Raw genomic sequence first — 22510 nt, forward strand, 5'->3', positions numbered from 1 at the left:
CCCGACGCAAAACCGAGCAAGTCATACACTCCCCCGACGCAAAACCGAGCAAGTCATACACTCCAGGCCCGAAAGCACCAGAATCCGACTCAAACCCGCAGGCGAGAAGAAGAAGAGGCAAGTGTCAATCTTAGGCGTGAAACCCCGGCACCGCAAACGCGGCAACCAGAAGATTTATGGCTAAGATCCTGTTCCCGCTTGAGGCCGGCCTGCGTTTCCGCTTCCAAACCTGTGGGGCAACAAGGAAGACATTACGCGGGAATCCCCGCACCCCGCAAAACGGTGACCACGCCGGGCGTGTCGCGGAGCGTGACGCGCAGCGTCACGAAAGGCGGCAGCCCCTAGCCCGGCAGACTCAGCAACCGCCACCGCTGCTGGAACAGCCCCGACAAAGGACCCCGGCCGCGCGAAGGCTCAGACCGGGGCCTTCAGTACAGGGGTTTCGACAGGCTCAACCAACGGGGTAGGGCTCAACCAACGAAGTAGGGCTCAACCAGCGGAGCAAGCGCCACTACGACGAAGGCCCCGGCCCGAGCAGATGCTCAGACCGAGGCCTTCCTCAGTACAGCGGTTTCGACAGGCTCAACCAACGGGTACGGCCAACCAGCGGAGGGTTCAAGCAGCGGAGTCGCGCCGGTGCGTGTGGCCCCTCAGTTGACGTCGTCGGGGTGCGAGGCGACGCGGCCCTCACGCTCGAGCGCAGTGATCGCGGTCTGCTCGGCATCCGTCAGCTCGAAGTCGAAGACGTCGAAGTTCTCTGCCATGCGTTCGCGGCGGTTGGACTTGGGGAAGACGATGTTGCCCTGCTGCAGGTGCCAGCGGATGACGACCTGTGCAGGAGTCTTGCCGTGCGCCTCGGCCGGCGCAGTGACCTCCGGCAGCTCGAAGAGGTTGTACTTGCCCTGGCCGAGCGGGCCCCATGCCTCGATCTTGATGCCGTGCTTCGCGCTGAGCGCGGTGGTGGCCGGCTGCTGGTGAGCGGGGTGCAGTTCGATCTGGTTGACGGCCGGCACGACATCCGTCTCGGCAAGAAGGCGGCTGAGGTAGGGCACCGTGAAGTTGGAGACGCCGATGCTGCGGGCACGGCCGCTCTCGCGGATCTTCTCCAGCGCCTTCCACGCCTCGACGAAGCGGTCGTTCGCCGGGGCCGGCCAGTGGATCAGGTACAGGTCAACCTCGTCGAGACCGAGCTGTTCGAGGCTGCGGTCGAAGGCGTCGAAGGCCGACTGCGTGCCCTGGTCGTCGTTCCACAGCTTGGTCGTGATGAAGAGCTCGTCGCGGGCGATGCCCGAATCGGCGATGGCCTTGCCGACGCCGGCCTCGTTGCCGTAGATGCGGGCGGTGTCGATGTGGCGGTAGCCCACCTCGAGGGCGTCCGTGACGATGCGCTCGGTCTCGACCGGATCGACCTTGAAGACGCCGAAGCCGAGCTGCGGGATGGTGTGGCCGTCGTTCAGCGTGACGGTGGGGACTGTCGTGTTCTCAGCTGCGATGCTCATTGCTTCATCCCATCACGGATGCCGCGGCCGCGGCCCAGCATTGCGAACCGTTTCGCCACCGGCGAAGTCGATTCCGCGGCATCCGGCACCAACCGACGATGCCGCTAGTGGTAGCGGCGCCCCTCGTCCCGGCGGAACAGCAGGAGGGCTGTGGCGAAGCCGAGCACCGTCCAGACGAGGATCCCGACCCAGACCCACCATTCCAGTTCCCCGCCCTGCACGGCCCAGATCACGAACTCGCGCGCCTGGCGAGACGGGGTGAACTTGGAGAGTGTGTTGAGCCAGTCGGCGAAGAGGATCGGCGGCAGGAACAAGCCGCCGGCGAAGGCGAGGGCGAACATCACGACCTGCACCACGGCGATCGCCGCTTTCGACGGCATCGAGTAGCCGATGCTGATACCGATGAGCATGAATGGCAGGGCGGAGACCGCGAGTGCCGCGAATCCGGCGAGGATACGCGCCGGTGACGCCTCGGCCGCGGTGAAGATGCCGCCGATCACGATGACGGGAATGATCGCGGCGAGCCCGAGCATGCCGGTGGAGAACACCTGGGCCAGCACGCGGGAGAGGCCGGGAGCCGGCAGGGTGCGCAGGTACGGATCCCACGGCTTCTCCCGGTTCTCGGCGATCGTCAGCCCGAAGCTGAACAGCGCGTTCGACATCACGGCGAACACGGCGAGCGAGATGACGGCCTGGGTGGCGAAGAGCGGATCGTTGGCGACGGTGCGCTGCGGCACGACGAAGAACAGCAGCGCCAGCGCGGGGAAGACGAGTGCGCCGATCAGTGCGATGGGGATGCGCGCGGTCTCGATCAGGTTGTACTTCGCGTGCAGCATGGCGAGTGACATGGTGCTCATCGGGCGACCTCCTCTGAATTCGTGGCGTGGGCGGCGGACGCCAGGCTCGAATGAGCCCTGTCCGATTCGGTGAGGGTGAGGAATGCCTCCTCCAGCGATGCTCCGCGCACGGAGAGGTCGGCGAAGCGGATGCCGGAGGTCACCAGTTCGCGGATCAGCTGATCGGAGTCGGCCGTGTAGAGCAGCAGCTCGCCGGCATCCGTCGCATCGGCACCGACCGTCTCGGCCCGCGCCACGCCGGGCAACGCACCGACGGCGATCGGCTCCGGGGTGCGGAGCCTGATCTGGCGCACGCCGACCTTGCCGACGATGGCCTGCAGCGTGTCGTCTGCGATGACCCGACCACCCGCCATCACCACGACCCGTTCGGCCAGCGCCTCGATCTCTTCGAGGTAGTGGCTCGTGACGACGACCGTCGCACCGGAATCGTGCTGGCGGCGCACCGCCTGCCAGAGCGTGTGTCTGGCGTCGATGTCGAGACCCGTCGTCGGCTCATCGAGCAACACAAGCTTCGGCCGCCCGACGAAGGCGAGGGCAACGCTGAGGCGACGCTTCTGCCCGCCGGAGAGTGCGCCGGCCTGGCGCTTGAGCAGCGGGGTGAGACCGAACTCCTCGGCGAGCGTCTCCGTGCGCATGGGCTGCTCGAAGTGCTTGCCGACGAAGTCGATGACCTCTCCGACGCGCAGGGTCGGCGGCAGCGCCGTCTCCTGCGGCGTGCTGCCGAGGCTCTGCCGCGAGCGCACGTCCTGCGGCGAGCGGCCGAGCAGGGTGACGGTGCCGGATGTCGGGCGGCGCAGTCCGTTCAGCAGCGAGATGAGCGTCGTCTTGCCCGCCCCGTTCGGGCCGAGCAGGCCGAGCATGCTGCCGGCTTCGATCTCGAGGGTGACGTCGTCGACGGCGAGCACGTCGCCGAAGCGGCGGCTGGCGTGTTCGAGCTGGGCGAGGGCGGTCATGCTGTACCTCCAAGGAGTTGCTTGAGAGCGTCGGTGTAATCCTCGAAGGCGCGGCGGCCGGCCTTGCTGAGGGAGATGTACGTGACGGGCGTCCGGCCCTGGTGCGTCTTCTCCACCTCCACATACGCGGCATCTTCGAGCTTGCGGAGGTGGGTGGAAAGGTTGCCCGGCGTCATGTCGAGCAGTTCCTGCAACCGCGGGAAGGCGATCCGGTCCCCGGGCGGAATCGTGGCGAGAGTCGCAGTGATCTTGAGGCGGGCGGCGGCGTGGATAACCGGGTCGAGTTCGCCCTGCTGCACGGGACTCATCGCTCAGCGCACCTGACGGAGTCGAACGGCGAAGACGACGGCGGCAATGAGCAACGCTCCCCCACCGAAGATCGCCATCACGAGGTTGTTCGTCGGCGCTCCGAAGAAGGGGGCGACCGCCCCGACGACGAGCATGATGATGCCGAGCACGAGCTGACTCACCTGGCGCCAGAGCGCGGCGCCGGCCAGGTAGAGCGTTCCGCACATCAGCGAGAACGCCGAGGGGAAGTAGATGCTCGCGAGCTCCTGCGAGAGGCCGTTCGCGATGAGGCCGACACCGAGGGCGGCGAAGGCGATGCCGCAGAGCGACCACGAGATTCCGTAGACGGCCCCCGCGAAATTCGACTCCCCTTTGACTCCCCGGCTGAGGCGGGCTCCGATGATGGCGGATGCCGCGATCGCGCCGGCGATCAGGAGGGCGAACACCGGGGCGGCGACGGCCATCGGGATCGTGAACATCGGGTTCCCGTCCGGGTATGCCGACCAGAGCAGGAGGAAGCCGACGAGCCACGCTGCGCCCCAGATGCCGAGCATCCACGGAATCGGACGCAGCATCAGCTGGTCGACCTTGCGCTGCTGCGTGGTGATCAGCGCGAGCATCTCGGCCGCGTCGTCGTGGGGTTCAACCGTGTTCGTCATAGTTACTTTGTAACGCAAAGTACTCTGCCAAGTCAACACCTTTGCAAGATCTCGTTCCGCTCAACCGACAGGCACTGTCGGGCAGCGGCGCAGGAAGACCGGCGGGGTGTCGAGTTATGGCGCTTTCGCCCGGGCCCACCCGCACGGAAACGCAAGCCAACCTCACCTCCGGGCCCGGGCGAAAGCGCCATTGTTTGAGCTGAGGAGCCGGTCTTCTTGCGCCGCGTGGAAACCGCGGGGTTTCGACAAGCTCAACCAGCGGGGGCGCTCAACCAGCGCGGGGAGGAGCCGACCCTCCCGCGCCGCAGACACCGGAGAGCCAAGTACGATGGAGGGCTGATGACTGACACCGCCGCCATCCCCGTGATCACCTACCCGCCCGAGCTGCCGGTGAGTGCGATGCGCGACGAGATCGCCGACGCCATTCGCGATAACCAGGTCGTGATTGTGGCCGGCGCGACCGGCTCGGGCAAGACCACGCAGATCCCCAAGATCTGCCTCGAGCTCGGTCGCACGAGCATCGGCCACACCCAGCCGCGCAGGCTCGCCGCGCGCACCATCGCCGAGCGCATCGCCGAAGAACTCGGCGAGGAGGTCGGCGGCGTCGTCGGCTATCAGGTGCGCTTCACCGACAAGGCGACGGCGAGCACCAAGATCAAGCTGATGACCGACGGCATCCTGTTGAACGAGATGCACCGCGACCGGTTGCTGCGCCGTTACGACACGATCATCATCGACGAGGCGCACGAGCGCAGCCTCAACATCGACTTCCTGCTCGGCTACCTCAAGGAGCTGCTGCCCAAGCGCCCCGACCTCAAGGTCATCGTCACCTCGGCGACGATCGACCCGGAGAGTTTCGCCAAGCATTTCGCCTCTGACAAGCAGGGTGCGGATGCCGCAGGCACCCCGGCGAAGATCATCGAGGTCTCCGGCCGCACCTACCCGGTCGAGATCCGCTACCGGCCGCTGGTGGCCGAGGAGTCCCTGGACGAGGACGACGAGGAGCAGACGGGCGCGGCGAACCCGGCCGACGACAAGGATTACCTGCAGGGCATCATCGAGGCGCTCGACGAGCTGAACCGCGAGTCGAGCGGCGACGTGCTCGTCTTCCTCTCCGGCGAGAACGAGATCCGGGATGCCGAGGAGGCCGTGCGCTCGCACTACGGGGCCGCGGGCGGAGGCCGCGGGGGCGTCACCGAGGTGCTCCCCCTCTACGGCCGGCTCTCGGCCGCCGACCAGCACCGGGTGTTCCAGCCGTCGACGATCGCCGGCGTGCGCCGCCGCGTCGTGCTGGCGACGAACGTGGCCGAGACCAGCCTCACGGTTCCCGGCATCAAGTACGTGATCGATGCAGGCACCGCCCGCATCAGCCGGTACAGCGTGCGCTCCAAGGTGCAGCGGCTGCCGATCGAGGCGATCTCACAGGCGAGCGCCAACCAGCGCTCCGGCCGCTCCGGCCGCACCAGCGACGGCATCGCCATCCGGCTGTACTCGGAGGAGGACTTCAACCGCCGCCCCGAGTTCACCGAGCCGGAGGTGCTGCGCACCAACCTCGCCGCCGTCATCCTGCAGATGATCGCATTGGACCTCGGCGACATCGCCAAGTTCCCCTTCCTCACCCCGCCGGACTCGCGCGGCGTGAAGGACGGCCTCGACCTGCTCTCGGAACTCGGCGCAATCCGTTCCGGGTCTCCTCGGTCTCGATACGGCGCTAGCGCGCCTACTCGACCGGCGGAGGGCTTGCCGCGCAGCGGCAAGCAAGGCGGCATCCAAAGTGCCGCGGCAGACTCACAAACCGGCCAGCAAAGCAACGATCGCGATGCAGCAGCGGAGACAGAGCCAGACGCTGAAACTCCCGCTGGTCGAGTAGCGAGGAACGAGCGTATCGAGACCAAGCGCGCGGCGACATCCGCCACCCCGAAGCTCACCCGCATCGGGCAGCAGCTCGCCAAGCTGCCGATCGACCCGCGCTTCGGGCGCATGGTGATCGAGTCCAAGACGCAGGGCGTGAGCCGGGACGTGCTGGCGATCGTCGCCGGACTCACGATTCAGGACCCGCGCGAGCGCCCGCTCGAGCGCCGCCAGCAGGCCGACGAGCAGCACGCCCGTTTCGCCGATCCGACGAGCGACTTCCTCAGCCTGCTCAACCTCTGGAACTACCTCGAGAAGCAGCAGCGCGAACTCGGTTCGAGCGCCTTCCGCCGACTCTGCAAGAACGAGTACCTCAATTACCTCCGCGTGCGCGAGTGGAATGACGTGTACCGGCAGCTGCGCCAGCTGGCGAAACCGCTCGGACTGTCGGTGCAGGATGGCGGCGGCCGCGGTGACGCGGCGTCTGACCCTTCGACAGGCTCAGGGAGCGGGGCAGGCTCAGGGAGCGGGGCAGGCTCAGGGAGCGGGGCAGGCTCAGGGAGCGGGGCGCCGAACCCCGACGGCATTCACCGGGCGCTGCTCAGCGGGCTCCTCAGCCACATCGGGCTGAAGGATCAGGCGCAGGCGGCGAAGGCGAGCGGCCCGCGTGGGTCGAAAGAGGCGGCATCCGCCCGCCGCGGCAAGGGCGAGTACATCGGCGCCAGGCAGGCCCGCTTCACGCTCTTCCCCGGCTCTGCGCTGGCGAAGAAGCAGCCGGATGCCGTGATGAGCGCCGAGCTGGTCGAGACCAGTCGGCTCTTCGCCCGCACCAACGCGGCGATCGACCCCGCCTGGGCCGAGCCGCTGGCCGGGGACCTCTGCAAGCGCAGCTACTCCGAACCGCACTGGTCCAAAACCCAGGGCTCGGTCGTCGCCTACGAGAAGGTCACGCTCTACGGCGTGCCGATCGTGCCGAAGCGACGCGTGCAGTTCGGCAACATCGACCCGCACTACGCCCGCGAGCTCTTCATCCGCCATGCCCTCGTCCAGGGCGAGTGGGACGTGTCACGGCTGAACGCCGGGCTCACCGCCTTCGACCGCACCAACAAGCGCTTGCGCGCCGAGCTGGAACAGCTCGAGGAGCGCACCCGGCGCCGCGACATCCTGGTCGACGACGAGGCCGTGTTCGAGTTCTACCACCGCCGGATCCCGGCGGAGATCAACTCAACCCGCAGCTTCGAGACCTGGTGGCGCACCGCCAACAAGGAGACACCCGATCTGCTCACGATGACGGCAGAGGCCCTTGTTCCCGAGGACGTCGCGAGCGAGGCGGACAGCACACTCTTCCCGCCGAGCTGGCGGCAGGACGACCAGGTCTTCACGCTCCGTTACAAGTTCGAGCCCGGCGCGCCGGACGACGGCGTGAGCGTCGTCGTGCCGTTGACCCTGCTCGCGCGGCTGCGCCCGGAGGGCTTCGACTGGCAGGTCGACGGGCTGCGCGGCGAGCTGATCACCGCACTGCTGAAGAGCCTGCCCAAGGTGATCCGCCGCAACGTCGTGCCGGCGGCCGACTGGGCGGCGAAGATCGCCGCAGAACTGCCGGAGCGCCCGGAGGGCACCGGCAGCGCCTCGCGCAGCACGGCCCCGATGACGGTCACGCCGTTCACGGAGGCCGTTGCCGCCGTGATCAAGAAGCTCGTCTACATCCCGGTGGCCGCAGACGACTTCGACCTCGATCGGGTCCCGCCGCACCTGCGCGTGACCTTCCGCGTGGTCGATGGCCGCGGGCGCGAGATCGACAGCGACAAGGACCTGCGCGCACTGCAGGGCCGGCTCAGCGAACGCGCCCGCGATGCCGTCGCGAGCACCTTCGCCGACCCGGATGCCGGGGGCGGCCGCGGCCGCCGCGGTGGCCGTCAGGGCGACGCCGACGGCGCACCGACCGGCGACTTCAGCATGCAGCCGCGCGGCGGAACGCCTTGGCGCCCCGGAGCCCCGGGCGGGCCGAGCGCTGGCGCCAGTGCCTTTGTCGAACGCACCGGGCTCACGACGTTCCCCACCGGGCTCCCGTCGATTCCCGGCAATGGGCCGGACCAGCAGGGAACGGAGATCCCCCGTTTCGTCGACCTCAAGCAGGGCGGCAACACGATCCGCGCCTACCCGGCGCTGGTCGACGAGGGTCAGAGCGTCGCGCTGCGGCTGCTCACGACCGCGGAGGAACAAGCCAGGGCGATGCCGGACGGCATCCGTCGCCTGCTGCTCCTGGCCATCCCCTCGCCGCTCGGCTATGTGCAACAGCATCTGACGAGCACCGAGAAGCTGACCCTGGCCGCGAGCCCGTACCGCGGCGCGCAAGCACTGTTCGAGGACTGCCTCGCGGCCTGCGTCGACGACGTGCTGTTCCGTGTGAAGCCCGACGGACTCGTGTTCAGCAAGGCCGAGTTCGAGACGGTGCGCGACCGCGTCTCCGGCGTCGTGATGGACACCATGTTCGACACGGTCAAACTCGTGACGAGCATCCTGACCGCCGCACGCAAGGCCGACAAGGCGCTCAAGGCGGCGAGCAGCATCACGATCATGGCGGCGCTGGCCGACGCCAGGCAGCAGCTGGACGGCCTGATCTACTCCGGCTTCGTCTCGCAGACCGGGCTGGAGCGGCTGCGGCACCTGCCGCGCTACCTCGGCGGCATCACCGTGCGGGTCGAGAAGCTCGTGGCGAATCCCGGGCGCGACCGCGTCGGGCTCACCGAGGTGGAGTCGGCGCTGACCGCCTTCCGCAACGCCGGTGGCACGATCCCGCTGGAGCAGCACGCCCCCGCGAATCTCGTGAAGGCCCGCTGGATGATCGAGGAGCTGCGGATCAGCCTGTTCGCCCAGGAGCTGCGCACCGCCGAGAGCGTCTCGCTGCAGCGCATCGCGAAGGTGCTCGCGGGCTGAGTACGCCGGGGGTGCTGCGTCGGCATGGGCTCAGGGCTTCGGGAGCGGGCCTCCTCGTTCCTCGTCGGCTCGTTCCCTCGAGCCAACGGGAGACTCGACCAGTGCGGTTTCGACAAGCTCAACCAACGGGAGACTCGACCAGCGGGGTTTCGACAAGCTCAACCAACGGGAGACTCGACCAGTGCGGTTTCGACAAGCTCAACCAACAAGGAAGGCCCCGCTCTCGCGGGGCCTTCCTTCGTACCGAGTGACGCTTTCGCGCTAGAGCACCTTCGAGAGGAAGTCCTTGGTGCGCTGGCGCTGCGGGTTCGAGAGCACCTCGCGCGGATCGCCGGACTCGACGACGACGCCGCCGTCCATGAACACGAGCTTGTCTGCCACCTCGCGGGCGAAGCCCATCTCGTGCGTGACGACGATCATGGTCATGCCGGACCTGGCCAGCTCCTTCATCACGTCGAGCACTTCGCCGACGAGCTCGGGGTCGAGCGCGCTGGTCGGCTCGTCGAAGAGCATGAGCTTGGGATCCATGGCGAGAGCCCTGGCGATCGCCACGCGCTGCTGCTGACCGCCGGAGAGGTGCGCCGGGTAGTAGTCGGCACGGTCGGCGAGACCGACACGGTCCAGCAGATCACGGGCGCGCTTCTCGACAATCGACTTCTTCTGCCCCTTGACCCGAATCGGCGCTTCCATGATGTTCTCGAGCGCTGTCATGTGTGGGAACAGGTTGAAGCGCTGGAACACCATGCCGATCTCGCGGCGCTGCTTGGCTGCCTCCTTGGGGTGCAGCTCGTACAGCTTGCCGTTGGCCTCACGGAAGCCGACGAGTTCGCCGTCGACGCTGAGCCGGCCGGCCGAGAGCACCTCGAGGTGGTTGATGCAGCGCAGGAAGGTCGACTTTCCCGAGCCACTCGGGCCGACGAGGCAGAGCACCTCGCCGCGCTTGACCTCGAGCGAGATCGACTTGAGCACCTCGTTGGAGCCGAAGCTCTTCGAGACCGCCTCCGCCAACACCATGGGGGTCGTGGATGCCGCGGCGCCAGTGGTCTGGCCTGTGCTGAGCGTGTCGCTCATCGCCCCTGCCCTCCGTGTCCTGGGTTGATGGGTGGGTCGCCGGCGCCGCTCGGCTCGACCGAGGCCGGGCCGCCGAGCACGGTCGGCTGGTTGCCGCCGATGACGGGGATGGTGCCGGTCGGGCCGGCGGCCTTGTCCGGACGACGGTCACCGATGCCGCGGGCGAAGCGCTTCTCCAGGAAGTACTGTCCGACCATCAGGATCGAGGTGAAGAACAGGTACCAGATCGAGGCGACGATCAGCAGCGGGATCGGGTTGAACGTCTCGGCAGAGATGTCACGCGTGCGGTTGTAGAGGTCGAAGCTGAATGGCACCGCTGTGACGAGCGATGTGGTCTTCAGCATCGAGATGACCTCGTTGCCGGTCGGCGGGATGATCACGCGCATCGACTGCGGGATGACGATGCGGAGCATCGTCTGCGACCAGCTCATGCCGAGTGCCGTCGCAGCCTCGTCCTGACCCTTGTCGACAGAGAGCAGGCCGGCGCGCACGATTTCCGCCATGTAGGCGGCCTCGTTGAGCGCCAGACCGATCACGGCGAGCCAGAAGGTGCTGATCGCCGCGGTCGTCGGGATGGAGACCCACGGATCCGTGAACGGGATGCCGATGTCGATCGTCTGGTAGATGATCGCGATGAGACCCCAGAAGACGAGCTGAACGTAGACAGGCGTTCCGCGGAAGATCCAGAGGTAGAACCACGCGACGCTCTTCACGACGGGGTTCGGCGAGAGCCGCATGACGGCGAGCAGGATGCCGAGGATGATGGCGATCACCATCGAGAGCACGGTGAGCTCGAGTGTCACGAGTGCTGCTTGCGTCACTCGCACGTCAAAGACGTACTTGCCGACGGCTTCCCAGTCGAAGGCCGGCCGCTGGGACGCGTCGACGATGAACAGAACGAAGACGCCGATGAGCACGACGGCGAAGACGTTGCGCCACGGATGCCGGAGCCTGATCGCCTTGATCGCCTCCGGCCGCGTGTCGCCGCCTGCCGTATCAACGCCGTTCGGCGACAGGGAAGCCCCCGTCGCCGAACGGTTTGGTTCAGAATGTGACACGTCTAGCCCTTCGAGGCGGCGTTGATCGTGATCTCGCTGATGCCGCCGTCCGCAACGCCCCAGGCGTCGAGGATCTCGTCATAGCTGCCGTCATCGACCATCGACTGCAGGGCGGCCTGCACGGCCTCGGCCATGCCGGAGTCCTTGGCGACCGCGACGCCGTACGGCGCGATGTCGAAGGTCTCGCCTGCGGCCTGCAGCTTGCCATCGGTCTGTGCGATCGCGTACAGGGTGACGGGCGAGTCGGCGCTCATGGCGTCGACCTGGCCGAGCGCGACGGCGTTGGTCGCGGCATCCTGCGTGTCGAACTGCACCTTCTCGATCTCCGGCTTGCCGGCTGCGACACAGGCCTCGCTCTTGGCGGGGACCTCGTCGGTGTCTTCGTAGGTGGTTGCCTGCACGGCGACCTTGAGCCCGCAGGCGTTCTCGGGGTCGACCTCGTTACCGGCGGCCGAGGCCCACTGGATTCCGGCGTTGTAGTAGTTGACGAAGTCGACCTGCTCCTGGCGCTCGATGGTGTCGGTGAAGCTCGACATTCCGATGTCGGCCTTGCCGCCGGTGACGCTCGGGATGATGTTGTCGAACTTGGAGACCTGGAACTCCGGAGTCAGACCGAACTTCGCGGCGATGCCCTCTGCCAGCTCAGCACCCCAGCCGATGGGGTTGCCGTCGGCATCCTTGAACTCGTTCGGCGCGTAGGTCGGGTCGATGCCGATGACCAGCTTGCCGTCGTCGCCGACGCCCTCTGGGAGCAGGGCGATCGCGGCGTCGTCCGCGGCGATGGCCGGGGCGCTCGCCTCGTCGCTGCCGCCAGCGGATGGCGTGGAGTTGTCGACACAGCCGGAGAGCAGCAGAACGGCTGCGGCGGCGAGGGCCGGAACGGCGTAGCGAATACGCATTGTGGATCCTTACTCTCGGATTCGGAACCCGCCTCGGTGAGGGTTCCGCCCATTCGGGTGACATTGAGCCTAATGCACAGCTTCGCGGACGAAAACGAGGATTGATAACGTTTTGGTCGCACGTTTACGCACAAAGCTCCGTCGTTTGACGGTGGTTACCTGCAAGAATACCCATTCTTGCGCAACTTTATTGCGAATGCCCCGGCGGTGACGGCCTCAGGGCATCGCTCCGGTGGCCACGGGTAGCTCATTGTGGTTCGCCCACGACGACCAGGAGCCCGGGAACAACGCCGGGCGGAACCCGGCGATCGTCAGCGCGAGCGCGTCGTGAGCGGCCGTCACCCCCGAGCCGCAGTAGACGCCGACGGGTGTGGCGTCGCTGACGCCGAGCGCTTCGTAACGCGCACGCAGCTCGGCCGCACCGAGAAAGCGGCCGTCCTCGTCGAGATTCCCGGCCGTCGGCGCGCTCAGCGCACCGGGGATGTGCCCGGCACGCGGGTCGATCGGCTCGACCTCGCCGCGGTAGCGCTCGGCGGCGCGTGCGTCGAGCAGGACACCGGATGCCGGCAGCGCGCCGGCCTGCTCGATGCTGAGCACCGGCAGCTGTCCGGGGCGGAGGGTGATGTCACCGGGAACGGTGTTCTCGGCATCCGCCGTGCCGGTGGACAGCGCGCGGCCCGAGGCGGTCCAGGCCGGCAGCGCCCCGTCGAGCACCCGCACATCCGCGACTCCGCCGTAGCCGAGCAGCCACCAGGCCCGCACGGCGGCGTGGCTCTTCCAGTCGTCGTAGACCACGACGATGTCGCCGTCGTTCAGGCCCCAGCCGCGGGCCGCGGCCTGCAGATCTCCCATGTCGGGCAGCGGATGACGGCCGTCCCGCGGTTCCCCGTGGCCGGCCAGTTCGCGATCCAGGTCGACGTAGACGGCTCCGGGGATGTGCCCGGACTCGTACAGCGGCCGGCCGGCCGGCCCGCCAAGGGTCCAGCGCACATCGAGCACCCGCAGCGGTGTGCCTCCGGTGGCGGCTGCGCTCTGCAGTGCGGCGAGTTCGTCGGCGGTCACGAGCGGATGCGGCATCCGGTTTCTCCAATCGGTGACGGGCACGGTTCTGCTCGGCCCAAGCGTGGCCAGTCGGCCAGCGCAGATCGTTGCGACTAGCGCGGGGGCGCGCCCTCTGCCACGCTATATGCTGCGACGACGCGCAGTGCGACGGGGCCGTCTCGCTCGGTAGAATCGAGGACTTGTGAGCACCTACTCGGACCTTCTCAAGACGCCGGGCGTTGCGCGCATCATCTCGGCTCAGCTCGTCGCCCGGTTCCCGTTCGGGATGCTCTCGCTGGCCTTCCTGCTGCACATCGAGCAGATCACCGGCAGCTACGGCGCGGCCGGTCTGGTGCTCGCGGCGACGAGCGTCGGGCAGGCCATCGCCGGGCCCCTCACGAGCCGCCTGATGGGCCTCTGGGGCATGCGCCGGGTGATCTCGATCACTCTCATCATCTGCGCGCTCATGGTCAGCACCATCGCGCTCGTGCCCATGTCGGTGCTGATGTACATGATCGTCGGCGCCCTCGCCGGACTCAGCATGCCGCCGATCCAGCCGGCCGTGCGCACGATCTACCCGAAGATGGTCAACTCCCGCCAGCTCACCCCGCTGTTCTCGCTCGATGCCACCGCGCAGGAGATCATCTGGGTGGTCGGCCCCGTTGTGACGACCTTCGTGGCGATCCAGATCAGCACCGTCTGGGGCATCATGCTGGCCGTGATCTTCATGGTCGGCGGCGGAATCTGGTTCCTCTCCTCCCCCGAACTCGGCCGTGTGCGGATCCCGCGCAGCAAGCGCAAGCTGGGCGCCGTACTGCGCCGCCCACCCGTGCTGCTGGCGACCGGCGTCGGCTTCCTGCTCGTCGGTGCCTGCGCCGCCGTCGAGGCCGCGGTCGTCGCCACCTTCGGACACGATGGCGCGGAGGCCGGCATCGTTCTGGCCATCTTCTCGATCGGTTCCATCGCCGGTGGCCTCGGCCTCGGCCACGTGCCGATCGGCCCGTGGTCGACCGCCAGGCGCATGCTCGTCGTCTTCATCGGCATGGGGCTCGCCGCCGTCGTGATGGCCATGGTCACCGAGAATGACGTGTTCTGGTGGCTCTCCGGAGCGCTTTTCATCTCCGGCCTCGGCATCGCGCCGGCCCTCGCCGTGCTGTTCGCCATCGTCTCGGCCAGCGTGAAGTTCAGCGATACCGCCGAGGCGTACGGCTGGGTCGGCACCGGTCAGCTGATCGGGGCGGCCCTCGGCTCCGCCGCGGCCGGCTTCCTGATCGACAGCAACGGCGCCGTCGGCGGCTTCTGGGCCGCCGCGATCTTCGCGCTCGTCGGCTTCATCGTGCCGGTGCTCGCCGTGCGCTACCACCCCGATCTGCGCGGCCGCGACGCGAGCCCGCTGCCGGACACGGAGGCGGTCCCCGTCCAGAACAGCTGATCGGGGCTGGCGCAGGCGCGCCCGGATTGGGATGATGGGGCGAGCCACCGCGCAACGAGGTGTCGGGGCGTGAACGCCGAGACGGAGCGCTGATACGCGTGGGCACGACTGTTTTCGAACGACGACGGCCGGCGGCATCCGTCGTCGCACATGCACTGGCCGACACCAAGCAGGCCGCCTTCTGGCTCGACGACGTCGAGCGCCCGCGCTACCCGCGTCTGGACGGTGAGCTCACCGCGGACCTCGCCATCGTCGGCGGCGGGTACACCGGGCTGTGGAGCGCCGTGCTCGCCAAGCAACGCAACCCGGGTGCGAGCGTCGTGCTGCTCGAGGGCAAGCGGATCGGCTGGGCGGCGTCCGGCCGCAACGGTGGCTTCTGCGAGGCCAGCCTGACCCACGGCCGGGAGAACGGCGAGAACAGGTGGCCGGAGGAGCTCGAGCAGCTGGAGCGCCTCGGGCTCGAGAACCTCGACGAGATCGAGGCCGCCAGCACCGAACTCGGCCTGGACTTCGAGTTCGAGCGCAACGGCGCGATCGACCTTGCGCTGGAACCGCACCAGGTGCAGTGGCTGCGCGAGGCGGCCGCCGACGCCGACGCCGACACGGTGCTCCTCGAGGGCGCTGCGCTGCGCGCGGAGGTCAACTCACCCAGTTACCTCGCCGGCCTCTGGCACAAGCGAAGCTCGGCGATTCTGCACCCGGCCAAGCTCGCCATCGAGCTGGCCCGGGTCGCAACCGAGATGGGCGTGCGCATCATCGAGAACAGCCCCGTGAAGCACCTCGAGACGGGCAGGGGCGGGGCGGATGCCGCCGGCGTCACCCTCCACGGGGATCGCGGCCGGGTCCACGCCCGACAGGCGATCCTCGCCACCAACGCGTTCCCATCGCTGCTCAAGCGCAACTCTCTCATGACGGTGCCCGTCTACGACTACGCGCTGATGACCGAACCGCTCGGCCCCGAGCAGATGGACGCGATCGGCTGGAAGAACCGGCAGGGCCTCGGTGACGTCGCCAACCAGTTCCACTACTACCGGCTCTCCCGGGACAACCGGGTGCTGTTCGGCGGCTACGACGCCGTCTACCACTACGGCAGCAGGGTGCGCGAGCGCTATGAGGACCGCCCGGCCGCCTTCGAACTCCTCGCCAATCACTTCTTCACGACGTTCCCGCAGCTCGAAGGCGCCCAGTTCACGCACAAGTGGGCCGGCGCGATCGACACCTGCACCCGCTTCGCCGCCTTCTACGGGACGGCCCGCGGCGGCCGCATCGCCTATGCGGCCGGATACACCGGCCTCGGCGTCGCGGCGACCCGCTTCGCGGCCAACGTGATGCTCGACCAGCTCGCCGGGCTCGAGACCGAGCGCACCCAGCTGCGCATGGTGCGGGAGCGCCCGCTGCCGTTCCCCCCTGAGCCCGCGGCTGCGCTCGGCATCAATGCGACGCGGTGGTCGCTCGACCGCGCCGATCACAACCTCGGCAGGCGCAACATCCTGCTCAAGACCCTCGACGCGCTCGGGCTAGGATTCGACTCATGAGCATTCTGGTCCCCGGTATCGTCACCGCCGCCGCATCCGTCACCATCACCCACGAGGCCGTGCCGGCAGAGCAGGTCGTGGCCGGCACCCCGAGCACCGGCGTTGTCGAGCTCGGTGGCTTCGGCGACGCCGAGATCGGCGTCTGGGAGATGACCGTCGGGGCGATGAGCGATGTGGAGGCCGACGAGGTCTTCGTGGTCATCGCCGGCCGGGCGAGCGTCGTGCTCGAGCCCGGCGGCGACGATGCCGAGACCATCGAGCTCACCCCCGGTGCCGTCGTGCGCCTCGCCGCAGGCACCCGCACGGTGTGGACCGTCACAGAGACGCTGCGCAAGGTCTACTTCGCCTGAGCGTCTCCTGCTAGACCCATCCCGGGCTCGACCGCCGCGCTGGTGGGCGCTCCGGCCTCACGTCAGAAGGCGGAGAGCCCGGTGAGTGCGCGCCCCAGCACGAGGGCGTGGATCTCGTCGGTGCCCTCGTAGGTGCGCACCGCCTCCAGATTGGCGGCGTGCCGCATCACGGGGAAGGCACTCGTGATGCCGTCGCCGGCGAGGATCGATCGCGCCTCGTGCGCGATCTGCAGTGCCTCCCGCACGCTGTTGAGCTTGCCGACGCTGATCTGCGCCGCGGTGAGTGCGCCACGCTCCTTGAGCCGGCCGAGGTGCAGCGCGAGCAGCACCCCCTTCTCGTACTCGAGCAGCATGTCGGCGAGCTTCGCCTGCACCAGCTGGCGTGATCCGATCGGGCTTCCGAACACCTCCCGTGACTTCGCGCGCCCCAGCGCCGCCTCGAGGCAGGATCGCGCCGCGCCCATCGCGCCCCAGACGATCCCGTAGCGCGCCTCGTTCAGGCAGCCGAACGGGCCGGAGAGCCCCCGCGCGCCCGGCAGCATTGCGGATGCCGGCAGCCGCACCCCGTCGAAGCGCACGTCGCATTGGATCGATGCGCGCATCGAGAGCTTGCCGTCGATGGCGGTGGCGCTGAAGCCAGGGGTGTCGGTCGGCACGAGGAAGCCGCGCACCCGGGTGCCGGGATTGGTTGACTGCCCGGACGAGTCATCGTCAACGCGCGCCCAGACGATGGCGACATCCGCGATGCTGGCCAGCCCGATCCACCGCTTCGCGCCGTCGAGCACCCACTCCTCGCCCTCACGCCTGGCCGTGGTGGTCATGGCTGCAGGGTCGCTGCCGCCCGCCGCCTCGGTGAGCGCGAAACAGCCGATGAGCTCACCGGCCGCCATGCCGGGCAACCAGCGCTGCTTCTGCTCCTCGGAGCCGTACTGGTGGATCGCCGACATGGCGAGGGAACCCTGCACAGACACGAAGGTCCGCCAGCCGCTGTCGGCGGCCTCGAGTTCGAGGCAGACCAGTCCGTAGCTCACCGCGCCGGCCCCCGCGCAGCCGTAACCGTCGAGGTGCATTCCGAGCACGCCGAGCTCGCCGAGCTCACGCACGAACTCGCGCCGGAAGTGCTTGTTCTCGAAGTCCTCCTCGATCACGGGCAGGATGCGCCGGGTGGCGTACGCCCTGGCCTTCAGCTGCCAGGCGCGTTCCTCGTCGCTGAGGAGGGCATCGAGGTCGAAGACGGCATCGACCTGGGGTGCGGGAACAGTCACGGGTGTTCTTCCTTTCCGGAGTGCTGCGGCAGCCAGTCGACGCCGTCGTGCTCGCCGAGCCGGGGCGGCAGGGCGCGGTAGCTCGGCGGAGTCGCGTCCAGCTGGATCGGGTTGGCCACGAAGCGCCCGCTGCGGGTGTGCGTCGGATCGCTGATGTCGACAGCGGTCGGCAGCCCGATGGCGGCGGCGAACTCAAGCGCCTCGGCGATGGAGTTCACGAGACCGGCCGGCACGCCGGCATCCGAGAGCAGCCGCACCCAGTGTGCGGCGGATGCCCCCTCCAGATGCCCCTCGATGATGACGCGCAGCTCTGCGCGGTGGGTGACACGGCTCGCGTTGTCGAGGAAGCGCTCATCGTCGGTGAACTCGGCCGCTCCGAGCAGCCGGAGCAGGGTGCGGAACTGCCGGTCGTTGCCGACGGCGATCACGAGCTCACGGTCTGCCGCCCGGAACAACTCGTACGGGGCGATGCTGGGGTGTGCGTTGCCGAGGCGCTGCGGAGGCTCGCCGGTCAGCAGGGTGCCGGCGGCCTGGTTGGTGAGCGCGGCGAGGAGGCTGCTGAGCAGATTCACCCGCACGTGCTGGCCGGGGCCGCCCGCCTCCCGACTGCGCAGCGCGAGCAGGATCCCGGCGAACGCATTCTGCCCACTGAGCACATCGACGAGCGCGACGCCGACCTTGCTCGGTGCGCCGTCCGCCGGCCCGGTGATGCTCATCAGCCCGCCGACGGCCTGCACGATCAGGTCGTAGCCGGCGAGCGCCGCACCGGCACCGTCGCCGAAGCCGGTGATGGAGCAGTAGACCACGCCGGGGTTGCCTGCGCGCACACTGGGCTCGTCGAGCCCGAATCGCTCCATCACGCCCGGCCGGAAGTTCTGCACGACGACGTCTGCGCTCGCGGCCAGCCGCCTGGCCTCGGCGAGGCCGGCATCCGTCGTGAAATCACAGACGACGGCCCGCTTGTTCCGGTTGACGCTGCCGAAATAGGTGGAGTCACCCTCTGCGTCGACCGGCGGCAGCCAGCCCCGCGTCTCGTCGCCCTCCGGGCTCTCAATCTTGATCACGTCTGCGCCGAAGTCGGCGAGCATCATGGTGGCGTACGGGCCGGCCAGCACGCGGGAGAAGTCGGCCACGCGCACACCGGCCAGGGGGGAACGGTGCAGAGGGGAACGGTGCAGAGGGGAACGGTGCAGCGGGGCACGCTCCGAATCGCTCCTCGGCTGCTCCATCTGATCCGCCCTCGCTCCGCCTAGGAGCGAGCGGTCCCCGCGACGGCCTCGGCCGGGCCAGGCACGTTGCCGACGCCCCAGCCGTACGCGAGCTTGTGCGCCTCGAGTACGAAGAAGGACTCGGTCGACACGACGCCGTCGATGGCCTGCATCCGGTCGTTCACGACCTCGGTGAAGTGCTCGATGTCGCGGCAGATCACCTCGGCCATCACATCGAACTGTCCGGTCGTCAGGATGACGTAGCTCGTCTCGGGCAATTCGGCGAGCGCGCTGCACACGGCGCGCGCCTTTCCCGCTGCCGTGCGGATGCCGATCATGGCCAGCCGATCGAAGCCGATCGCGAGTGGGTTGGCGATGCCGACGACCTGCAGGATCCCCAGCTCCTCGAGCCGGCGGGTGCGATATCTGACCGATGAGGCCGGGATGCCGAGATCCTCCGCGATCTGCTTGAACGCGCGCCGACCATCGGCCTGTAGCGCCGTGATGATTTGCCGATCCGTGTCGTCCATGCTCACCGGTGAGGTCATGGCTCCCACGTTACCGCCGTCGGCGCGGCCGACGTTACGAGTCAAAACCGAGACCGAGCGCGTCCATCACGCGCAGCCACAGATTGCGCCGACCGGTCTCGTCCTGCCTGGCCATCGACCAGCGGGTGATTTGGACGCCGACATAGCGCACCGGCTCCGGCGGGAAGGGCACGGGCTTCCGGCTGATCATGGTGAGCCGGGTGCGCTCGGTTGACCGGCCCGCCAGCAGGTCGAGCATGACCTGGGCGGCGAAGCGGGTTGCCGTGACACCGAGCCCCGTGAAGCCCAGCGCATACGCGATGCGGCCGTTCGCCGCGGTCCCCGCTGTGAGGCAGAAGCGTGTCGAGGAATCGACGACACCGCCCCACTGGTGGCTGAACCGCACGTGGGCCAGCTGCGGGTACGTCTCGTAGAACTGCGCCGCGAGCTTGTCGAAGGTCTCCTGGCGCTGGGTCTTCGACTCATCGCGCGCGGAGCCGTAGTGATAGATGGCGTCGTAGCCGCCCCAGAGGATTCGTCCGTCGTGCGTCTTGCGGTAGTAGTGGAACTGGTTGCCGGCATCGGTGAGGCCGAAGTCGCCCGTCCAGCCGATGTCGGCGAACTCCGCCTCGCTGAGCGGCTCGGTCATGATCGCGTAGTCGTAGACGGGGATGGTGACGAGACTCAGCCGGCGCAGCAACGGCTGGAACACGTTCGTGGCGAGCGCGACCCTGGCCGCGCGCACGGAGCCTCCCGCCGTGCGGACGATCACCCGGGTGCGATCGCCGGTGTCGAGGCCGAGCGCGGCCGAGTCCTCGTAGATCTGCACGCCGAGCTCGAGGCACACGCGGCGGAGGCCGAGCACCAACTTGTACGGATCGACGAGTGCGTAGTTCGGCGAGTGCATCCCGGCGATATAGGAGCCCGACGTGGTCCACCGACCGATCTCCGCGGCGGAGATGAAGTGCGCCGGGTCGCCATGTGCGGTGCTGGCCCGCGCCGCCTCCTCGAGGCCCGCCGCCTCCCAGGGGGTGCGTGCGAAGGCCACCTTTCCCGCCATCACGAAGTCCGCCTCAATGCCGTAGCGCTCAAGCGTCGCCTGCATCTCGTAGAGGTTCTCGATCCCGAGCCGGACGAGTGTGTCGATCTCCGCCGGCCAGCGCTCGATGCCGTTGGCGAAGCCATGCGTCAGGCTGGGCGAGCAGAATCCGCCGTTGCGACCGCTGGCCGCAGCTCCAAGGCCATCCGCCTCGAGCAGCACCACCCGCGCATCCGGATCGGCTTCCTTGGCCAGCAGCGCGGTCCAGAGACCGGTGTATCCGCCGCCGACGACGAGGAGATCGGCTTCGACGGTGCCGCGCAGGCCGGGGAGGCGCGCAGGGGCCTGCGCATGATCGATCCAGAAGGGAACGGGACGGGCCTGCTGCAGGCCCGGAATGGTCGCGGATGACGGCATGGTGCGACTCCTCGCAGTAGGGGTGGGTGGGCCGCGTGGTGCCTCGACGGGTTCGGCGAGGCACCACGCAGCTGCTCGGCACCGCTCGGCGCGGCGCCCGGGCTCAGCGGTTGAGGTGGATGACGCCGGTGCGCAGATCGCTCATGTCGATCAACGTGTGCTTGCCACCGATCCGACCCCAGCCGGTGTTCTTGCCGCCGGCCCCTCCGAATGGCATGTTGATGTCCCAGAAGCCGTTGCTGTCGTTCACGATCACCTGGCCCGTCTCGATCTCCTCGACGAAGCGGTAGGCCTTCGAGAGATCATTCGTGAACACGGCCGACTGCAGGCCGAGCGCGTCGGCGTTCGCGATGCGCAGCAGCTCGTCGTCCGAGGCACCCGTGATCACAGGGACGACCGGGCCGAACGATTCCTCGACGCTGAGCAGGCTGTCCTCACTGACTCCGTCGACGATCGTGAACTCGTAGTACAGCTCGGTGGGCTGACCCGACCGCCGCCCGCCGCCGGCCAGCACGTCGAAGCCGCGCGTGCGGGCATCCTCCATGTGCCTGTCCATCTTCGACGCGACGCCTTCGTTGTTGAGCGGGCCGAGGTTGACGGCCGCGTCGAACGGGTTGCCAAGTGTGACGCCGTCGACCGTCTTCAGCAACTGCTCGATGAAGGCGTCGTGCACATTGGCATGCACGAGCACCCGCTCGGTCGCGCAGCAGACCTGGCCGGCGCAGAAGTAGGCGCCGTCCGCCGCAGCCTGAGCAGCGCGTTGCAGGTCGGCGTCTTCGAGCACGATCAGGGGGCCGTTGCCGGAGAGCTCCATGATCGAGCGCTTGAGCCCGGAGGTGGCGTGGATCTTCGCCCCGGTCGCCGAGGATCCGATGAAGCCGATCGCGTCGATACCGTCGTGGGAGACGAGCTTGGCGCCGAAGTCGCCCTCGCCGGGGAGAACGTTGACGAGGCCCTTCGGAACGCCGGCGGCCTCGAATGCCTCCAGCGCGGCGAGCACGGTCAGCGAGGTGTGGGTCGGTGGCTTCACCACGTGGGCGTTGCCGGTGGCAAGGCCGGGGGCGACGAACTCGGCCAGCATGAGGAGCGGGAAGTTCCAGGGGGTGATGATCGCCCAGGTGCCGACCGGCTTGTAGAACGACCACATCCGCTTGTTCGTGTCGTTCGAGGGGAACGTCTCGCCGTGGAGGCGAACCGCGTCTTCTGCGTGCAGGTGGAACAGCTGCGCCGCTTCCTTGATGTCGGCAACGGACTCCGCAAGCGGCTTGCCCTGCTCCAGGGTCTGCAACCGCGCGAGCTCGTCGACCCGCTTCTCCAGCTCGTCACCGACGCGGTGGCAGATGGCGGCGCGCTGCCAGACGCCGACCTGGCGCCATTCGCGCTGAGCGGCGCGTGCTGCGGTCACCGCCCGGTCGAGATCTGCCGAACTCGGCAGGGGCAGGGTGGCGATGCGCTCGCCGGTGACGGGACTGATTACGTCGAATGATTCACCGGATGTTCCGTCGGTGAACTGCCCGTCGATGTAGAGCTGCTGCTTCGGGGGCGTTGGCATGAAATTCACGAGCTACCTCTCTCTCAACAGCGGTGCCTCATTGCCCCACTGTCGGCCGACACCCTGCGGTGC

At 68.3% G+C, this 22510-nt stretch carries 18 protein-coding genes; 4 read left to right on the forward strand and 14 right to left on the reverse strand.

Annotation, left to right across the window (positions count from 1 at the left end; genetic code table 11):
• Window positions 1–650 precede the first annotated feature (650 nt).
• The 5 genes from ASC66_RS13300 to ASC66_RS13320 all read right to left on the reverse strand — a co-directional run bounded on the left by ASC66_RS13300 (window position 651) and on the right by ASC66_RS13320 (window position 4256).
• Window positions 651–1499, reverse strand: a complete 849-nt coding sequence (locus ASC66_RS13300; protein ID WP_055840446.1) for an aldo/keto reductase — start codon at window positions 1497–1499, stop codon at window positions 651–653.
• Between the two features lie 104 nt (window positions 1500–1603).
• Window positions 1604–2356 carry an ABC transporter permease gene (locus ASC66_RS13305; RefSeq protein WP_235496921.1) on the reverse strand — a complete coding sequence of 251 codons (753 nt, stop codon included), beginning with the start codon at window positions 2354–2356 and terminating at the stop codon, window positions 1604–1606.
• The gene (locus ASC66_RS13310) at window positions 2353–3309 is read right to left on the reverse strand and encodes an ABC transporter ATP-binding protein (protein WP_055840448.1); all 957 of its coding nucleotides are present in this window, start codon (window positions 3307–3309) and stop codon (window positions 2353–2355) included. The genes ASC66_RS13305 and ASC66_RS13310 overlap by 4 nt, the downstream gene beginning before the upstream one ends.
• Entirely contained in the window at window positions 3306–3617 is a 312-nt protein-coding gene (locus ASC66_RS13315) for a transcriptional regulator (protein ID WP_055840450.1), read from the reverse strand. The genes ASC66_RS13310 and ASC66_RS13315 overlap by 4 nt, the downstream gene beginning before the upstream one ends.
• A 3-nt stretch (window positions 3618–3620) precedes the next feature.
• A complete protein-coding gene (locus ASC66_RS13320; RefSeq protein WP_055840451.1) occupies window positions 3621–4256 on the reverse strand; it encodes a hypothetical protein in 636 nt (211 codons plus the stop codon).
• Window positions 4257–4595: 339 nt separating this feature from the next.
• Between ASC66_RS13320 and ASC66_RS13325 the strand changes: the two genes are divergently transcribed.
• Window positions 4596–9044 carry a DUF3418 domain-containing protein gene (locus ASC66_RS13325; protein WP_055840453.1) on the forward strand — a complete coding sequence of 1483 codons (4449 nt, stop codon included), beginning with the start codon at window positions 4596–4598 and terminating at the stop codon, window positions 9042–9044.
• Window positions 9045–9305: 261 nt separating this feature from the next.
• Here ASC66_RS13325 and ASC66_RS13330 read toward each other — a convergent pair whose 3' ends face one another.
• The 4 genes from ASC66_RS13330 to ASC66_RS13345 form a co-directional block, all read right to left on the reverse strand.
• Complete coding sequence (locus ASC66_RS13330) at window positions 9306–10058, reverse strand: amino acid ABC transporter ATP-binding protein (RefSeq protein ID WP_157509825.1); 753 nt, start codon at window positions 10056–10058, stop codon at window positions 9306–9308.
• Window positions 10059–10111: 53 nt separating this feature from the next.
• Window positions 10112–11173, reverse strand: coding sequence for an amino acid ABC transporter permease (locus ASC66_RS13335; protein WP_082492333.1), 1062 nt, complete (start codon window positions 11171–11173; stop codon window positions 10112–10114).
• 2 nt (window positions 11174–11175) lie between these two features.
• On the reverse strand, window positions 11176–12072 hold the full coding sequence (locus tag ASC66_RS13340) for an ABC transporter substrate-binding protein (RefSeq protein WP_055840458.1): 897 nt from the start codon (window positions 12070–12072) through the stop codon (window positions 11176–11178).
• Between the two features lie 216 nt (window positions 12073–12288).
• A complete protein-coding gene (locus tag ASC66_RS13345) occupies window positions 12289–13149 on the reverse strand; it encodes a sulfurtransferase (protein ID WP_055840461.1) in 861 nt (286 codons plus the stop codon).
• Window positions 13150–13315: 166 nt separating this feature from the next.
• Here ASC66_RS13345 and ASC66_RS13350 point away from each other — a divergent pair, with 166 nt between their 5' ends.
• The 3 genes from ASC66_RS13350 (at window position 13316) to ASC66_RS13360 (ending at window position 16430) form a co-directional block, all read left to right on the forward strand.
• A complete protein-coding gene (locus tag ASC66_RS13350) occupies window positions 13316–14545 on the forward strand; it encodes an MFS transporter (protein WP_055840463.1) in 1230 nt (409 codons plus the stop codon).
• Between the two features lie 98 nt (window positions 14546–14643).
• Window positions 14644–16080: an NAD(P)/FAD-dependent oxidoreductase gene (locus ASC66_RS13355; protein WP_055840465.1), complete on the forward strand. Its 1437-nt coding sequence runs from the start codon at window positions 14644–14646 to the stop codon at window positions 16078–16080.
• Window positions 16077–16430, forward strand: coding sequence for a cupin domain-containing protein (locus tag ASC66_RS13360; RefSeq protein WP_055840467.1), 354 nt, complete (start codon window positions 16077–16079; stop codon window positions 16428–16430). Before ASC66_RS13355 ends, ASC66_RS13360 begins: the two co-directional genes overlap by 4 nt.
• 62 nt (window positions 16431–16492) lie before the next feature.
• Here the strand turns inward: ASC66_RS13360 and ASC66_RS13365 are convergent, their stop codons facing one another.
• The 5 genes from ASC66_RS13365 to ASC66_RS13385 form a co-directional block, all read right to left on the reverse strand.
• A complete protein-coding gene (locus ASC66_RS13365; RefSeq protein WP_055840469.1) occupies window positions 16493–17695 on the reverse strand; it encodes an acyl-CoA dehydrogenase family protein in 1203 nt (400 codons plus the stop codon).
• A complete protein-coding gene (locus tag ASC66_RS13370) occupies window positions 17692–18924 on the reverse strand; it encodes a CaiB/BaiF CoA transferase family protein (RefSeq protein ID WP_082492334.1) in 1233 nt (410 codons plus the stop codon). The genes ASC66_RS13365 and ASC66_RS13370 overlap by 4 nt, the downstream gene beginning before the upstream one ends.
• 20 nt (window positions 18925–18944) lie before the next feature.
• Window positions 18945–19451 carry an Lrp/AsnC family transcriptional regulator gene (locus ASC66_RS13375; protein ID WP_055840471.1) on the reverse strand — a complete coding sequence of 169 codons (507 nt, stop codon included), beginning with the start codon at window positions 19449–19451 and terminating at the stop codon, window positions 18945–18947.
• A gap of 34 nt (window positions 19452–19485) precedes the next feature.
• Entirely contained in the window at window positions 19486–20886 is a 1401-nt protein-coding gene (locus ASC66_RS13380; RefSeq protein WP_055840473.1) for an NAD(P)/FAD-dependent oxidoreductase, read from the reverse strand.
• Between the two features lie 103 nt (window positions 20887–20989).
• The gene (locus ASC66_RS13385) at window positions 20990–22438 is read right to left on the reverse strand and encodes an aldehyde dehydrogenase family protein (protein ID WP_055841647.1); all 1449 of its coding nucleotides are present in this window, start codon (window positions 22436–22438) and stop codon (window positions 20990–20992) included.
• Between the last annotated feature and the right edge of the window lie 72 nt (window positions 22439–22510).

The sequence above is a fragment of the Leifsonia sp. Root4 genome, assembly GCF_001425085.1.
Lineage (GTDB): Bacteria > Actinomycetota > Actinomycetes > Actinomycetales > Microbacteriaceae > Microterricola.

What these genes read in the sequence shown, in the direction of transcription:
- ASC66_RS13300 (WP_055840446.1), bottom strand. Translation starts at nt 1,499, where the DNA reads ATGAGCATCGCAGCTGAGAACACGACAGTCCCCACCGTCACGCTGAAC.
- ASC66_RS13305 (WP_235496921.1), bottom strand. Translation starts at nt 2,356, where the DNA reads ATGAGCACCATGTCACTCGCCATGCTGCACGCGAAGTACAACCTGATC.
- ASC66_RS13310 (WP_055840448.1), bottom strand. Translation starts at nt 3,309, where the DNA reads ATGACCGCCCTCGCCCAGCTCGAACACGCCAGCCGCCGCTTCGGCGAC.
- ASC66_RS13315 (WP_055840450.1), bottom strand. Translation starts at nt 3,617, where the DNA reads ATGAGTCCCGTGCAGCAGGGCGAACTCGACCCGGTTATCCACGCCGCC.
- ASC66_RS13320 (WP_055840451.1), bottom strand. Translation starts at nt 4,256, where the DNA reads ATGACGAACACGGTTGAACCCCACGACGACGCGGCCGAGATGCTCGCG.
- ASC66_RS13325 (WP_055840453.1), top strand. Translation starts at nt 4,596, where the DNA reads ATGACTGACACCGCCGCCATCCCCGTGATCACCTACCCGCCCGAGCTG.
- ASC66_RS13330 (WP_157509825.1), bottom strand. Translation starts at nt 10,058, where the DNA reads ATGGTGTTGGCGGAGGCGGTCTCGAAGAGCTTCGGCTCCAACGAGGTG.
- ASC66_RS13340 (WP_055840458.1), bottom strand. Translation starts at nt 12,072, where the DNA reads ATGCGTATTCGCTACGCCGTTCCGGCCCTCGCCGCCGCAGCCGTTCTG.
- ASC66_RS13345 (WP_055840461.1), bottom strand. Translation starts at nt 13,149, where the DNA reads ATGCCGCATCCGCTCGTGACCGCCGACGAACTCGCCGCACTGCAGAGC.
- ASC66_RS13360 (WP_055840467.1), top strand. Translation starts at nt 16,077, where the DNA reads ATGAGCATTCTGGTCCCCGGTATCGTCACCGCCGCCGCATCCGTCACC.
- ASC66_RS13370 (WP_082492334.1), bottom strand. Translation starts at nt 18,924, where the DNA reads ATGGAGCAGCCGAGGAGCGATTCGGAGCGTGCCCCGCTGCACCGTTCC.
- ASC66_RS13375 (WP_055840471.1), bottom strand. Translation starts at nt 19,451, where the DNA reads ATGACCTCACCGGTGAGCATGGACGACACGGATCGGCAAATCATCACG.
- ASC66_RS13380 (WP_055840473.1), bottom strand. Translation starts at nt 20,886, where the DNA reads ATGCCGTCATCCGCGACCATTCCGGGCCTGCAGCAGGCCCGTCCCGTT.
- ASC66_RS13385 (WP_055841647.1), bottom strand. Translation starts at nt 22,438, where the DNA reads ATGCCAACGCCCCCGAAGCAGCAGCTCTACATCGACGGGCAGTTCACC.